Origin of the sequence: Neobacillus oceani (assembly GCF_046237595.1) — a bacterium.
Classification (GTDB): domain Bacteria; phylum Bacillota; class Bacilli; order Bacillales; family Cytobacillaceae; genus Bacillus_D; species Bacillus_D oceani.
Map to the genome: position 1 here is coordinate 1,700,436 of NZ_CP143543.1, position 13,731 is coordinate 1,714,166.

General features: G+C 45.9%; 15 protein-coding genes. 12 read left to right on the top strand and 3 right to left on the bottom strand.

Annotated elements, in window-relative coordinates; translation table 11 throughout:
* The first annotated feature begins 117 nt into the window (after positions 1-117).
* Positions 118-882 (top strand): 2,4-dienoyl-CoA reductase, encoded by a 765-nt coding sequence (gene fadH, locus V1499_RS08475; protein WP_409275403.1) that lies wholly within the window; start codon positions 118-120, stop codon positions 880-882.
* A 102-nt stretch (positions 883-984) separates the two neighbouring features.
* On the opposite strand, the gene V1499_RS08480 is transcribed toward fadH, so the two are convergent.
* Positions 985-1,767: a C39 family peptidase gene (locus V1499_RS08480; protein ID WP_409275404.1), complete on the bottom strand. Its 783-nt coding sequence runs from the start codon at positions 1,765-1,767 to the stop codon at positions 985-987.
* A gap of 244 nt (positions 1,768-2,011) precedes the next feature.
* Here V1499_RS08480 and V1499_RS08485 point away from each other — a divergent pair, with 244 nt between their 5' ends.
* The 11 genes from V1499_RS08485 (at position 2,012) to V1499_RS08535 (ending at position 11,451) form a co-directional block, all read left to right on the top strand.
* Positions 2,012-2,686 carry a DUF3993 domain-containing protein gene (locus V1499_RS08485; protein ID WP_409275406.1) on the top strand — a complete coding sequence of 225 codons (675 nt, stop codon included), beginning with the start codon at positions 2,012-2,014 and terminating at the stop codon, positions 2,684-2,686.
* Positions 2,687-2,940: 254 nt separating this feature from the next.
* On the top strand, positions 2,941-3,177 hold the full coding sequence (locus tag V1499_RS08490) for a YkuJ family protein (RefSeq protein WP_409275408.1): 237 nt from the start codon (positions 2,941-2,943) through the stop codon (positions 3,175-3,177).
* 129 nt (positions 3,178-3,306) lie between these two features.
* The gene (gene cbpB, locus V1499_RS08495; protein WP_409275410.1) at positions 3,307-3,753 is read left to right on the top strand and encodes a cyclic-di-AMP-binding protein CbpB; all 447 of its coding nucleotides are present in this window, start codon (positions 3,307-3,309) and stop codon (positions 3,751-3,753) included.
* Positions 3,754-3,832: 79 nt separating this feature from the next.
* Entirely contained in the window at positions 3,833-5,341 is a 1,509-nt protein-coding gene (locus tag V1499_RS08500; protein ID WP_409275411.1) for an MDR family MFS transporter, read from the top strand.
* A 76-nt stretch (positions 5,342-5,417) separates the two neighbouring features.
* Complete coding sequence (locus V1499_RS08505) at positions 5,418-6,299, top strand: LysR family transcriptional regulator (protein WP_409275413.1); 882 nt, start codon at positions 5,418-5,420, stop codon at positions 6,297-6,299.
* Positions 6,300-6,373: 74 nt separating this feature from the next.
* Positions 6,374-7,084 carry a 2,3,4,5-tetrahydropyridine-2,6-dicarboxylate N-acetyltransferase gene (gene dapD, locus V1499_RS08510; protein ID WP_316568356.1) on the top strand — a complete coding sequence of 237 codons (711 nt, stop codon included), beginning with the start codon at positions 6,374-6,376 and terminating at the stop codon, positions 7,082-7,084.
* 86 nt (positions 7,085-7,170) lie between these two features.
* Positions 7,171-8,304, top strand: a complete 1,134-nt coding sequence (locus V1499_RS08515; RefSeq protein ID WP_409275415.1) for an N-acetyldiaminopimelate deacetylase — start codon at positions 7,171-7,173, stop codon at positions 8,302-8,304.
* Between the two features lie 249 nt (positions 8,305-8,553).
* Entirely contained in the window at positions 8,554-9,102 is a 549-nt protein-coding gene (locus V1499_RS08520; protein WP_316568357.1) for a peroxiredoxin, read from the top strand.
* Positions 9,103-9,199: 97 nt separating this feature from the next.
* Positions 9,200-9,655, top strand: coding sequence for a TlpA family protein disulfide reductase (locus V1499_RS08525; protein ID WP_409275416.1), 456 nt, complete (start codon positions 9,200-9,202; stop codon positions 9,653-9,655).
* Positions 9,656-9,770: 115 nt separating this feature from the next.
* The gene (locus V1499_RS08530) at positions 9,771-10,679 is read left to right on the top strand and encodes a DUF4349 domain-containing protein (RefSeq protein ID WP_409275418.1); all 909 of its coding nucleotides are present in this window, start codon (positions 9,771-9,773) and stop codon (positions 10,677-10,679) included.
* Positions 10,680-10,788: 109 nt separating this feature from the next.
* Positions 10,789-11,451, top strand: a complete 663-nt coding sequence (locus V1499_RS08535) for a potassium channel family protein (RefSeq protein WP_409275420.1) — start codon at positions 10,789-10,791, stop codon at positions 11,449-11,451.
* A 52-nt stretch (positions 11,452-11,503) separates the two neighbouring features.
* Here V1499_RS08535 and rnjA read toward each other — a convergent pair whose 3' ends face one another.
* Together rnjA and V1499_RS08545 are read right to left on the bottom strand one after the other, a co-directional pair.
* A complete protein-coding gene (rnjA, locus tag V1499_RS08540; protein ID WP_409275421.1) occupies positions 11,504-13,171 on the bottom strand; it encodes a ribonuclease J1 in 1,668 nt (555 codons plus the stop codon).
* Between the two features lie 6 nt (positions 13,172-13,177).
* On the bottom strand, positions 13,178-13,387 hold the full coding sequence (locus tag V1499_RS08545) for a DNA-dependent RNA polymerase subunit epsilon (protein ID WP_409275423.1): 210 nt from the start codon (positions 13,385-13,387) through the stop codon (positions 13,178-13,180).
* Positions 13,388-13,731 lie beyond the last annotated feature (344 nt).

Below are 13,731 nucleotides of genomic sequence, written 5' to 3' on the forward strand. Positions count from 1 at the left end.
CTATCAAACTAAAACTTGGAATAGAAGTGGATTCCTCTACTAAAATACGAACCTATTTTTCAGAACATTCCCACCTTTTGTGCTATGCTTTGGAAAAAGAAGTATGGAGGTATAAGAATGAAAGGAAAAACGGTAATTGTCACCGGGGGATCGAGCGGAATGGGCAAGTATATGGCAAAAAGATTTGCAGAAGCTGGCGCGAATGTAGCGATAACAGGGAGGTCGCTCGAGAGGCTTTTAAAGGCCAAAGAGGAAATGGCCTTAAGCGGAGGAAACATCCTTGCCATAGAAATGGACGTGAGGAATATCAATGACGTCACTAGGATGGTAAAAGAAACAATTGGGGAATTTGGGGGAATCCATTATTTGGTAAATAACGCCGCCGGAAATTTTATTTGCCCGGCCGAAAAGCTTACCCCGAATGGCTGGAAGTCAGTTATCGACATTGTTCTGAATGGTACATTTTATTGCAGCAGCGAGGTAGGGAAATACTGGATCACAAATAAAGTGGAAGGCGTAATCATTAACATGGTAGCAACCTATGCCTGGGATGCAGGGGCGGGAGTCATTCATTCGGCCGCTGCAAAGGCTGGCGTCCTTTCCATGACAAGGACTCTCGCGGTCGAGTGGGGGAGGAAATATGGCATAAGGGTAAACGCAATCGCCCCGGGGCCAATTGAAAGGACCGGGGGTGCGGAAAAACTCTGGGAATCAGAGGAAGCAGCCAGGCGAACACTTGAGAGCGTACCGCTTGGAAGGCTTGGAAAACCCGAAGAAATCGCCGAATTGGCTTATTTTCTTTTTTCCGAAAATGCCTCCTATATTAATGGGGAGTGTATTACGATGGACGGCGGACAATGGCTCAACCAGTTCCCGTTCTAAAAGCCCATTTCCTGAATGAGAATGGCGCCAAACAGGGAAGAGGCTTCTTTTTAAAAAGAATCACCACTTCAAAATGCGATAGAAAATGAATTTTTGTTTAGTTCAATTATAGCTGACTGCACGTTTCTTTAATGCTTTCCACGAGTTGATGAACTGTTCTTTATCCACTCCGTGCTGCTTTTTGCCGGAAAGGGGATCATTAACATATACCTTATCAGAATCAAACCCGACAAGAACGACGGCGTGGAGATCCAATGGAGTCCTGATTGTCTGTTTTCCGTGCAGCCAGGACTCCCATCTGTCCGGGAGCCTGAAATCACCGGTCGTCCAGATCACCGCCGGATATCCCGCAGCGATGTGCCTGAGTACCTCGTTAAACTCTTTATCAGTCAAATTGACAGCCCTTCCCGGCAAATACTTGTCCATTAAATCAACAATTGGTTTATCAAAAACAGCATAACCCGGTGCTTTCCCAGTCATATCGCCGACAAATCCGCGGGCAGGATCCCCCCATCGCTTAATATCCCCTCCTGGCCTGGTGAGCGGATCATACTCTTTCTTGACCGCCCGGTAAAGCTCCATTTTATCAACAGTTACTCCCGCGTAATTCAGGACCATCGCAAGGCTTGTCACCTCACAGCCGTATTTCAGCTCTGGGTTTTGTTTAATGAGTGGTACATCAAGCAACACCCTATCCGGTACATCTCCTATCGGTTGGTCCATTGGATGATTTTCATCCAAAGTATCCCCATAGGATTTTTCCACTTCTCTTTCATTTGTGGGAATGGCTTGGCTACGGGGTTGGTTGTTGCTTTTCGGTATGGATGCATCGCCATGGCAACCCTGTAGGAATAATAATCCTGCCAGGAAAAAATGGATATTCATAAAAATCCCCCCAAAAAAATAAGCATATGATTATTTTCCCCTATTAGCTTGTTGGTATAAAGGAAGCCGGTTGCCAAAACAAGCCAGGAGAAATTTTGTAATTTTTTTCAAAGCAACGGCCAAACCTGGTTAATCACCTTCGATAACGGGTAATAGATAAGATGTACAAATGGTTTTGCCCTGAATGCCACAATGGCAACATCAAACTTATGCCCTATGGGAGGGCCGAACAGGGGGAATATTCGTGAAAAAATCATTGCTTTTGGTTTGTACGTTTATGCTGTTTTTGCCTCTGTATACCCAAGCGGAAGCAGGAGAGCGAATGGGAAGGGACGAGGCATTCTTATTATTAAAGAATGCATTCGAAGCCCAACTGTCGCTTGGTGAACAACTTCGCTCAAAGGAAGAAGTAGATGCAATCCTTGCCCCATATTTTACAGATGACTATAAAGAGCTTTTCCTTGAAGCAAACCTCGTTGAGGAAGATGGAAAATATGTTACATATGGGACTGACTTTGGCCAATACTATATCCCTTATTATGGATTTTCCGAAAATACACAAGTTGTAGTTGGGAAAAATGAAGCGTACGTTTTTGAGTTTTTCCCTGAAAGCACAGAAGGGCCAGTTGGATATGATAGCCATTATGAAGGCCTTTTGCTTGTAAGATCACCAGATGGCTGGAAAGTTTCAAGGTATTTATACGACAACATTCCGGACTCGGTCATTTCCCAATCGGAATTACCGGTTGCCACGAAGGAAATCAACCGCGCGGAGCCTCCCGCAGGCCAGGAACAAGATAACGCGGTGGAAGCTGCTTCAATCCAGTTTCAGCTAGGCGTGAACCCGATAGGTGGTTTGTTTCAATACGCTGCCTTTATTGGTGAAGGCCAGGCCAATGGCAAGATTGGGGGAAAATGACACAGCTTTTACTGAATGACCGCCAATCCGTGAAGGCCGCCCACTAAGAATGGGCGGTTTTCTTTCAGAGAATTAAAAATTTACCTGTTTAATCAGTTTTTGCTTGTATGTGTGTACAAAACTAATTTATGCTGTTATTATTGGCAAACAAGGCAATATCGGAAGAAATTCCGGGAAGATCCGTATGGATAGAAACGTGCGGGGAGAGAAATCTAATAGCAATAGCTTGTTTGTGTTTTGAAAGGAGAGAAAGCATGTCACAGCTACAAGGGATTATTACCCGCTTAAAAAATCTTCAGGACCAATCGGGCGGCGGTGAGCCGGCACAACGTTATTTTGAGGTTAATGGCGAGCGGAAATGCCAGGTTACGTTTCACCCGAAAACAGAAACCTTCGAACTGGAAGTATACAATGATAAGGAAAAACCAAAGCGTTACCAGTTCGATAATATCGATATGATCACCATTGAAATTTTTGAATTGATTCAATGAATACCGCGGGGAACCTCGAAAACAGGTTCCTTTTTCATTTTCGGTTCAGAAGGCTAAAAAGTGACCAGTGCCTCCCCGAACTATGATAGAATATATATGGAGTAAACCAAAAACGAGGAGCATTCAGTAATGATAAGTCTTCATAGTGGAGAATTTATAGAAATAAGCATCAAGGATATGATGATTCCTTCTGAGAGGGTAGCGCATGTCCAAGTGGGAAATAACCTGGAGCATGCCTTGCTTGTCCTTACAAAGAGCGGTTATACCGCGATTCCTGTCCTTGACCCGAACTACAGGCTTCATGGACTGATCAGTACAACCATTATCATGGACTCCATCCTCGGGCTTGAAAGGATCGAATTTGAAAAGCTCGAAGAAAAAAAAGTTGAGGAGATTATGATCCGTTCCGTGCCGCGTGTGAAAATGAACGCGTCCATCAACCGCTGCGTCGAACTGTTAATCAACCATCCGTTTTTGTGCGTTGAATCCAGCGATGGGCTGTTTGAAGGGATTCTGCCGCGCAGTACCGTGCTGAACCAGTTGAATAAGCATTTAAAAAAACAGAACAAAAAGTAAATGATGCCAAATGGCTCCCACTATTGGGGGCTATTGTTTTCATTCATAATCGAATTTTTGTGTGAAAGAGGTGCAGTTTGTGGGAGAGGCCTTTAATGAGAAGCAGGCGGAAAAGAAGCTTACGCGCCGTCCGTTCGTCCTTGCGTCTGTAATGCTTGCCATGTTCATGGGGGCAATCGAAGCAACAATCGTGTCCACTGCGATGCCGGCAATTGTTGGGGAACTGGGAGGCTTTTCCCTTTATAGCTGGGTGTTTTCGGCCTATTTGCTGATGAACTCCGTAACAGTTCTCATATACGGGAAATTGGCTGATTTATTTGGAAGGAAACCAGTCCTTCTTTTCGGCCTCACCGTCTTTATGATTGGTTCAATTTTGTGCGGCCTTTCAGAAAATATGGAAATGCTGATTTTGTTTAGGCTCATCCAGGGTTTCGGGGCCGGCGCCGTGATGCCGATTGCGACAACGATCGTTGGGGATATATACAGTACAGAAGAACGCGCGAAAATTCAGGGGTACCTATCAAGTGTATGGGGGATTTCAGCCATCCTTGGCCCGGCAATCGGGGGTCTCCTTGTTGAATTTGCAAGCTGGCAATACGTTTTCTGGGTAAATATCCCTCTAGGGATTTTGTCCATGCTCGGCCTTTGGATGTTCCTGCATGAGAAAATTGAAAAGAAAAGCCATGAAATTGATTACATAGGTGCTATTCTGATTACAATAGGCATTTCTTCCTTGATGTATATCCTTGTGGAAGGAGGCCATCGCTGGAAATGGATATCCTTTCCTTCTGCGGCCTTCTTCATGGTCAGTTTTGCAGCGATCACTCTGTTTGTAATCAATGAGAAGCGGGCAGCGGAACCGATGATGCCATTTTCAATTTGGAAAGAAAAGTCGATTTTTATTGCCAATATCGTTTCCCTTACAACAGGGGTGATGCTGATAGGCATCTCAAGCTTTCTCCCCGCGTTTGTACAGGGGGTAATGGAACAATCCCCGATTGTTGCCGGGTTCGCATTGACTGCAATGTCAATCGGCTGGCCAATTGCGTCAACGTTTGCTGGAAGGATTTCACTTGCTAAGGGATATAGGTTCACATGCATGGCAGGCGGGTTGATGCTGATTGTTGGGGGGACTTTTTTTGCGACAATGTCCCCCGGGGCTGGCCCGTTGTGGGCGGCGGTTGGCTCCTTTTTTACAGGTGTGGGTATGGGGCTTACATCGACCGCCTTTATCCTGTTGATTCAGGGTACGGTGGGCTGGCAGCAGCGCGGCATTGCGACAGCGTCCAACATGTTCATGCGAAATCTCGGAAATACAATTGGAGCAGCATTGCTTGGGGGCATCCTGAATAGCCGGTTTATGGCTTATCTTGAAAAAAACGGGACAGGCGCCGAGGGCAATCCTACGCTTGAAACCGCCAATGTGCTGCTCGATGCAAAAGAGCGGGCCGCGCTCCCTGAGAACGTCAAGTCCCTCCTCCAAGAAGGGCTTACACTCTCTCTTCATACGGTCTATATAGGTGTTTTGCTGTTCGCGCTTATCAGCATGGCATTGATATTATTTTTGCCAAAAAAGAAACCTGCTTAGAACCCCCGGGGAAACCCGGGTTATTTTTGATGGTTTAATAAGTTATAATATAAGAAAAACTTATGGGGGAATGAGAATGTCCTCACTTTCCGAGTTTCAACTTTTATCCGTTCTCGCACAGGAAATGAACATGCGCAAGGCGGCGGAGCGATTGTTCGTTTCCCAGCCCGCCCTAAGCCAGAGACTTCAGTCAATTGAAAAGGAATGGGGCACGAAGCTTTTTATAAGGTCGCAAAAAGGGCTCGCCCTTACTCCTCAGGGTGAAGAGGTCATAAGATTTGCCAATGGAGTACTTGCCGAAGAGGAAAAGGTAAGAGAAGCCATTCATTCCATGGAGTCCAGCGTTGCGGGGACACTTAAGATCGCTGTCGCGACAATTGTTGGCCAACACTGGCTCCCAAAGGTGCTCAAAAAGTTCATTGAGCGTTATCCCCAGGCAAAGATTTCGCTTGTAACCGGCTGGAGCAGTGAAATTCTTCGTTCGCTATATGACCATCAAGTCCATATTGGCATTATCCGGGGTGCACCTGAATGGAAGGGGAAAAAGGTGCATTTATTTGAAGACAGGCTGTTTCTGGTGGACAGGGAAATTTCCAGTATAGAGCAGGTTTTGGAAACAGACCGGCCTTTCATCCAATTCAAGAGCGATTCCAATTATTATCAGGAAATCCAGGAATGGTGGCACCGCCAATTCAAGCTGCCACCAAAGAGGACGGTTCTTGTCGACCAAATTGAAACATGCAAACAAATGGCCTTCAATGGAATTGGTTATGCAATCCTTCCGGAAATCACCTTGCATGGCGCCCATAAGGATATTTTCAAGCTCCCGTTGCTTGATGAATGGAATAGGCCAATTAAACGTGACACATGGCTGCTGGGATATGAATCCGCGTTTGAACTAAAACAAGTCAGGGCGTTTACGGAGTTGATTCTTGAGCATATTAATGACGGGAAGTAACTCTTTTTTTCTTGTTTTCACTCAGGCAGTCTGATAAAGTATTTACCAAGAATATACATATCGGAGGAGTTGCGATGAAAATGATGGACGCCAATGAAATTATTTCGTTTATTCAAAACGCGAAAAAATCCACCCCCGTAAAGGTATACATAAAAGGTGACTTGGAAGGAATTGATTTTGGAGCAGATACCAAAACGTTCATTTCAGGTAACACAGGCGTTATTTTCGGCGAATGGGACACTATTAACCCTGTCATTGAAAGGAACCAGGCCAAAATTGATGATTATGTTGTTGAGAGTGACCGCCGGAACTCGGCCATTCCATTGCTCGATACAAAGAATATCAAGGCGCGCATAGAACCTGGTGTAACCATCCGCGATCAGGTTGAAATTGGGGACAACGCTGTTATTATGATGGGTGCGGTCATCAATATCGGGGCGGTAATTGGCGAAGGTACGATGATTGATATGAACGTTGTCCTTGGAGGAAGGGCGACAGTCGGGAAAAAATGCCACATTGGCGCCGGCACTGTCCTAGCGGGGGTCATTGAACCGCCTTCCGCCAAGCCTGTCGTAATTGAGGATGAAGTTGTCATTGGCGCGAACGCGGTGGTAATAGAAGGGGTAACAGTCGGCCGGGGCGCGGTCGTAGCCGCTGGAGCGGTCGTCCTTGAAGATGTTCCGCCAAATACACTTGTTGCCGGCACGCCTGCAAGGGTAATTAAAGAAATCGATGAGAAAACTAAGTCAAAAACAGAAATTATGGCCGAGCTGCGCCAGCTTTAAAGTAAATAACAATGAAGAAAGCGTGGAGCCAATCCGCGCTTTCTTTTGCAATGCCACCGATACTGATAGTAAGAGGGGAAATATCCATGAATTCTTTTATTGGAATAAGGCGCGACCTTCACAGGATACCAGAACTTGGTTTTCGGGAGTATAAAACGCAGGATTATCTACTAAACTTTCTGGCTAGCCTCCCACAGGACAGGCTGACAGTCCGAAAGTGGAAAACCGGGCTGTTTGCCAAAATCCACGGCCTAAATCCAAAAAAAATAATCGGCTACAGGGCGGACATGGATGGATTGCCAATTACGGAAGAAACAGGCTATCCGTTTTCCTCCATCCATCCAGGCAATATGCATGCATGCGGACATGATTTTCATATGAGTATCGCGCTTGGGGTAGCCGATTATTTTGCGAACAATCCAATCGAGGATGACTTGCTGTTCATTTTCCAGCCCGCCGAAGAAGGGCCGGGCGGGGCGGAGCCAATGTTGAAATCCGATACCATGCAGGAATGGAAGCCTGATATGATTATCGCGCTCCATATCGCCCCTGAATACCCGGTAGGAACGGTCGCGCTTAAAGAGGGATTGCTGTTCGCCAATACCTCGGAGCTGTTTATTGACCTTACTGGGAAAGGGGGGCATGCAGCTTTTCCTCACAAGGCAAATGACATGGTTGTTGCCGCTTGCAATCTTGTATCCCAGTTCCAGACAATTGTATCCCGCAATGTCGATCCCCTTGACAGTGCCGTGATTACCATTGGGAAAATTAAAGGAGGAACGGTACAAAACGTGATTGCTGAAAGAGCGAGGCTTGAGGGGACAATCCGGACCCTGTCTCCTGACTCGATGAAGACAGTCAAAAGAAGGATTGAAGCCCTTGTCAAGGGAATTGAGGTGGGGTTTGAGTGCGAAGCGGCCATTGATTATGGTTCCATGTACCACCAGGTTTTCAATCATCCTGGACTTGCATTGGAGTTTTTTGAGTTTGCATCGGCCATGGATGGAGTTGAAGCTGTTCGTTGCAGGGAAGCGATGACGGGTGAGGATTTCGGCTACATGGTAAAAGAGATACCCGGCTTTATGTTCTGGCTCGGAGTCAATTCACCGAACGGTCTCCATCACTCGAGGCTGATGCCTGATGAGGCAGCTATTCCATTGGCTATCCGCCTGCTCTGCGGTTATATTGCTTTTAAATCCCAGCCAGGGGACAGGCCATGAGCAAACTGTTTCAATTTTTTGAAATAGGGATGATAGACTTGTGAATGGGCCTGTTTTTCCTGGTTAATTAAGGTGAAAATGGGCAAGTTTAATAGGGCGGATCTCATTGTCGACAGTGAGTTTTTTTGTTTGAGTTATGATTGGTTAAAATTGACTGTAGGAAGGGGTTGCCCTATAATAGGCGATGTGAAAGGGATAGTGAACGCAGCTTAATATCCCGTAACTAACATTATTTTTGGAGGGATTTTCATGCCGGAACGTATGGTAGGAAAACAAGCACCGCGATTTGAAATGGAAGCGGTAATGCCGAATAAAGAGTTTGGCAAAGTAAGCCTTGAAGAAAACATGAAAAACGACAAGTGGACAGTGCTTTTCTTCTATCCTATGGATTTCACTTTCGTATGCCCAACCGAAATCACAGCTCTCTCAGATCGTTATGACGAATTCGAAGACCTCGATGCTGAAATCATTGGTGTTTCTACCGACACGATCCATACCCATCTTGCCTGGATCAAAACCGACAGGAAGGACAATGGCCTTGGCGATTTGAAATATCCGTTAGCCGCCGATACAAACCATGTTGTCTCCCGTGATTATGGTGTGTTGATCGAAGAAGAAGGCGTAGCGCTTCGCGGCTTGTTTATCATCAGCCCTGAAGGTGAATTGATGTACCAGGTAGTCAACCACAACAACATTGGCCGAGATGTTGATGAAACCCTTCGTGTCCTTCAGGCCCTTCAAACTGGCGGACTTTGCCCGGCAAACTGGAAGCCAGGCCAAAAAACACTCAGCGTATAATTGTACAGCCATAAATGGTAACCGTTTTAAAGTTAGACCTAACCAATTAATATGTTAGGTCTTTTTTTAGGAAACAAAACATCGGGGAGGTAATGAGATGAAATTACGTGAACCAATGCCCGAACTTACAGGCGCAACCGAGTGGTTGAACGGTGAAGTGGCAAGGGACCAATTAATTGGCGAAAAGCCAACCCTTATCCATTTTTGGTCAGTTAGCTGCCACCTGTGCAAGGAAGCGATGCCGCAGGTAAACCAATTCCGTGACGACTATAAAGACAAGCTAAATGTTGTGGCAGTACATATGCCAAGGTCCGAAGATGACCTAAATTTAGAAGATATTAAGAAAACCGCAACCGAACACGGTATAACCCAGCCAATATTCGTAGACAGTGAGCATAAGCTTACGGACGCATTCGGGAATGAATTCGTTCCTGCGTATTATGTTTTCGACAAGGAAGGAAGGCTTAGGCATTTCCAGGCAGGCGGCAGCGGCATGAAGATGCTTGAGAAGCGGGTTAACCGCGTTTTGGACGAAACGGAAAAAGCTGAATAGGATCGACGAGGCCTGGCACATTAGATGCCAGGCTTTTTTTGTTTATGTTTTATTCCCATTGCCACAAAGGATTTGCCATTTCCGTCTAATTTGTAAAGGAAGCAGGGGGTTTTGTATGGCACGATATAAAAAATGGATGCTTGTCATGATTCTGGCGCTGTCTGCGGTATTGGCGGCTTGCAGCAATGCGGGGCAGTCGGATTCTGCGAAAATGTCAGGCGGTTCGGGGCAAAACACGATGGACAGGGATTACGGCGACTCGGTTGGAATGAAGGGTGACACCAAGGAGAAGTCTGAGGCTTCGGATGGAAAGAAACCCTCCGCGACTGTTTCGGACAGAATGGTCATTCGGAATGCTGAGCTTCATTTACGAGTTAAGAATTTTAATAATGCTCAAAAATCGATTGAAGCAAAGGCAGAAAAATATGGAGGATACATTGTCGAGTCGTCTGTTTCAAGGGATGGCGACGAGCAGATGAGCGGGGTGATGACAGTCCGTGTACCTGCCACGCACTTCGAAAGCTTTTTGCATGAAGCGGAAAAGGACGCTGCGGAAGTGCTTGACCGTTCTATCCGGGGTGAAGATGTGACGGAACAATATGTCGACCTGGAGTCAAGGTTAAAGTCCAAGAGGGCGGTTGAAGCGAGGCTGCTGGACTTCATGAAAGGAGCGACGAAAACGGAGGACTTGCTTCAAATTTCAGCCGACCTTGGAGAGGTCCAAGAAGAAATCGAGCAAATAACCGGAAAAATGAAGTATCTTCAAAACCAGTCATCGTTATCGACAATAAAAATTACCCTTTATGAAAGGAAATTAATCGCCAAAGCCACGACCCCAAAGGAGTTGGATACTTGGGCAAGAACGAAGAAACAGTTCATTAGCAGCATGAACTTCCTTCTTTCTGCCGGATCGGCATTGACAGTCTTTTTCCTGGGAAACCTGCCCGTCCTTCTCTTTCTTGCCGCTGTCGCGCTACTTATTTTCTTTTACTTTAAAAAAGCCGTAAAAAGAAGGGGAGGTTGATAAAGCTTTCCTTGTTTGACGCCTATTATGGCCTCGAAAAAAAGTAATGTTCCGGATTCGGTACTTTTTTGCTACTATAGGAATAAATATATACCTTGGGGGAATCTGAGTGAAAAAAGATTTTGCAGTCATTGGCTTGGGGCGTTTTGGCGGGAGTATTTGCCGCAGGCTGTCCGAGCTGGGAATGGAAGTCCTTGCGATGGACAACAACGAAGAAAGGGTTAATGAATACGCATCCATCGCCTCCCATGCCATTCTCGGCGATTCCACCGATGAGGCGGTCCTTAAGGCAATCGGAATCAGGAACTTTGATCACGTTATTGTCGCGATTGGTGACAATATACAGGCTAGCATCCTGACCACCTTGATCCTGAAGGAACTTGGGGTGAAGCATGTAACAGCTAAAGCACTGAATGATTACCATGAAAAGGTTCTTATAAAAATTGGCGCCGATGTTGTGGCGCATCCTGAACGGGATATGGGGATCCGTATCGCCAATAATATTTCAACAACTACCGTCCTAGACTACCTTGACCTTTCCGATGAGCACAGCATCGTCGAAATCGTCGCGAATGAGCGGCTAGGCGGAAACACGATTATTGGCCTGAACATCCGCGCCAGGTACGGGATTAACATTGTCGCGATAAAGAGGGGGAACGACATTATCGTTTCCCCGCTAGCAAGCGAGAAAATCTGGCTTGGCGATGTACTCATTGTAATTGGGGCGGATGTGGACATCGAAAGGTTTAGGAAGAAGGTTATTGAAGATTAAAAAGGAAGCTTGCGGCTGCAAGCTTCCTTTTCCGTATTCCTTAACCGCCAAATCAGATTTCCATAATGATTGGAAGAATCATCGGGCGGCGCTTTGTTTTTTCATATAAGAATGGGCCGAGCGTGTCGGTAATTTCGTTTTTGATTTCGGACCACTGGGTCGTCTTGCGCTCCATGATTTTGTTCAGATGTTTTGAAATGAGGGCCTGTGCATCGTTGATTAAATCACCCGATTCCCTCATATATACGAATCCGCGAGAAATGAGGTCAGGGCCGGAAGCAATCTTGAATTCCTTCATATTGATGCTTACAACCACCACCACAAGGCCTTCCTCAGACAAAATCCTCCTGTCGCGAAGGACGATGTTCCCAATGTCGCCTACCCCGCTCCCATCGATGTAGACGGAACCTGATGGGATTTTCCCAGCAATTTGCGCACTGTCTTCTGAAAGGGCGAGCACTTCGCCATTATCCATAATAAAACAGTTTTCCTCAGGTACGCCGCAATCGACCGCGAGCTTTGCGTGCATCTTCTGCATGCGGAACTCACCGTGAATTGGCACAAAGAACTTCGGTTTGATAAGCCTAAGCATGAGCTTTTGCTCTTCCTGGCCACCGTGGCCTGATGTATGGATATTGCTTAATTTGCCATGAATTACATCCGCGCCCGCGCGGAACAACATATTAATGGTTCTGCTAACGCTAATTGTGTTCCCGGGAATTGGGGAGGAAGAAAACACAACAGTATCACCAGGTATAATCTGGATTTGGCGGTGTGTACCATTGGCTATCCTCGAAAGGGCGGCCATTGGCTCGCCTTGGCTTCCTGTACAAAGGATGGTTACATGGTTTGCCGGCAGCCGGTTGATTTGCTGTGCGTCAATGAAGGTTTCCTTTGGTGCGCGGATATAGCCAAGTTCCTGGCCGATATTAATGGCCGCTTCCATGCTTCGTCCAAAAACGGCAACCTTCCTGCCATTGGCGACGGCTGCTTCAACTACCTGCTGAAGCCTGTGGATATTGGAAGCGAAAGTCGCGAAAATAATACGGCCATCAACCTTGCGGAAAATATCATCGATGCTGTCTCCAACCCGGCGCTCGGACATCGTAAACTCGGGTATTTCACTGTTCGTACTATCCGATAGAAGGCAAAGGACGCCTTCACTTCCAATTTCGGCCATTTTAGTCAAGTTCGCAGGCTCGCCAACCGGTGTGAAATCAAATTTAAAATCCCCGGTATGGACGACTTGTCCATTCGGAGTTTTTACAACGATGCCATAGGAATCAGGGATGCTGTGAGTTGTACGGAAGAACGTAACGGAGGTTTTCCGAAACTTGATGATATCGTCTTCCTTAATTTCAATCAGCTTCGCTGTCCTTAGCAGGCCATGCTCTTCCAGCTTGTTTTTAATCAGGCCAAGCGCAAGCTTCCCTCCATATATCGGTACATTGACTTCCCTCAATAGATAAGGAATGCCGCCAATATGGTCTTCGTGTCCATGGGTAACAAAAAGCCCTTTGATTTTTTCTTCATTTTTCACAAGGTAGGAATAATCCGGAATGACATAATCAATTCCAAGAAGTTCGTCCTCCGGAAACTTAATCCCGGCATCAATGAGGATGATTTCATCCTGAAACTGGACGGCATACGTATTTTTCCCAATTTCGCCAAGGCCGCCAAGGGCAAAAACAGCGGTTTGGTCATTTTTAACAAATTTCATAAATTATCATATCTCCAATACATTAAAATCTTCATTTTGTTTTTCATATTCCAGGTAGGCACCGTTTACCTGCTGGACATATTCGATATTGTAGCCCCGGTCGGCCAGCTTTTTTCTGACATCCCGTTCCGATTCACCCTCGGTGTACAGGGATTTAGTATTTTCCCTGATCGGTACCTCGTTAATCCTCTCCTGATAGTATACCTTGAATAACATGTTTCCTCGCTCCTATCTCTACAAATACATTTTCTTATTATAAAACCCCTGATCCGAATGCACAGCCTGTACCGGACTCCGGGGGAAACGCTAACATTGTTTGGATGATACTGCTGCTTTTCAATTTACAATAAGGAAGGAGCCCTTCGCAAGTTTGAAGGGCTCAAAACATTAGGCAATGGATTTTTTTCGTAATAAATCTTTCCACTGTTTTAAAAGCTTCTTTCTTAGCTTCTTTAACATAGTGGATCATCTCCTTACCTTTATTTTATACCATCCTTGTCCAATGTAAAGCAGCCAGGTGAATAATTGGGCGTATTTTTCAGATTTTGGGCGTAAATCTT